The organism is Treponema sp. UBA753, assembly GCF_002297325.1.
Classification (GTDB): domain Bacteria; phylum Spirochaetota; class Spirochaetia; order Treponematales; family Treponemataceae; genus Treponema_D.
In genome coordinates, this window is the sequence record NZ_DBKJ01000065.1 from 65,129 (window position 1) to 65,917 (window position 789).

General features: G+C 48.2%; 1 protein-coding gene. It reads left to right on the forward strand.

The features are described from left to right. Window positions 1–71 precede the first annotated feature (71 nt). Window positions 72–789, forward strand: a 718-nt coding sequence (locus B4C08_RS05820; RefSeq protein ID WP_296663907.1) for a sodium ion-translocating decarboxylase subunit beta, incomplete at its 3' end; no start/stop codon positions are given.

Here is a 789-nt window from a genome sequence, read left to right on the forward strand (position 1 = left end):
CGGGTCAAGCCCGAAGATGACAGTGGAAGTCAAACAGGATAATGACAATCAGTCAAAATGGAGGTTTTAAAATGGAACTGATTTTGGATTATTTTTCGAGCGGAATCGGGGCGATGACCTGGCAGAATTTTGCGATGATTGCGGTTGGCGCGCTGCTGATTTTTCTTGCGGTATACAAAAAGTACGAGCCTATGCTGCTTCTACCTATTGGATTTGGCGCGATTCTGGTAAATCTTCCGCTGGCGGTTGTGCTTGGAACTGCTGAGCATCCGGGCGCGCTTAAAATTCTTTTTGACTGCGGAATCATGACGGAGCTTTTTCCGCTTCTGATTTTTGTCGGCGTCGGCGCGATGATTGACTTCCGCCCGCTTCTTGAGCGTCCGTGGCTTTTGGTCTTTGGAATTGTGGCGCATTTTGGAATTTTTATTGCTGCGGCGGTCGCGTACTTTGGATTCAACTTCAGCGTAAACGAGGCTTTAAGCATCGGTGTTATCGGGGCTGCGGACGGTCCTACTGCGATTGTGGTTGCAAGCCGATTCGCAAAAAATCTTTTGGGGCAGATTACGGTCGTGGCCTACTCGTACATGAGCCTTGTTCCGATTATAATGCCGCCTGTAATCAAGCTTCTTACGACAAAAAAAGAGCGCACAACTAGAATCCAGGCGAAAAACAAGAACATTCCGCACTGGGTAATGGTCGTTTTTCCAGTTGCAGTTACTGTTGCGGTGAGCATTCTGATTCCGGATGCGGCGGCTTTAATCGGATTCCTGATGTTCGGAAATCTAATCC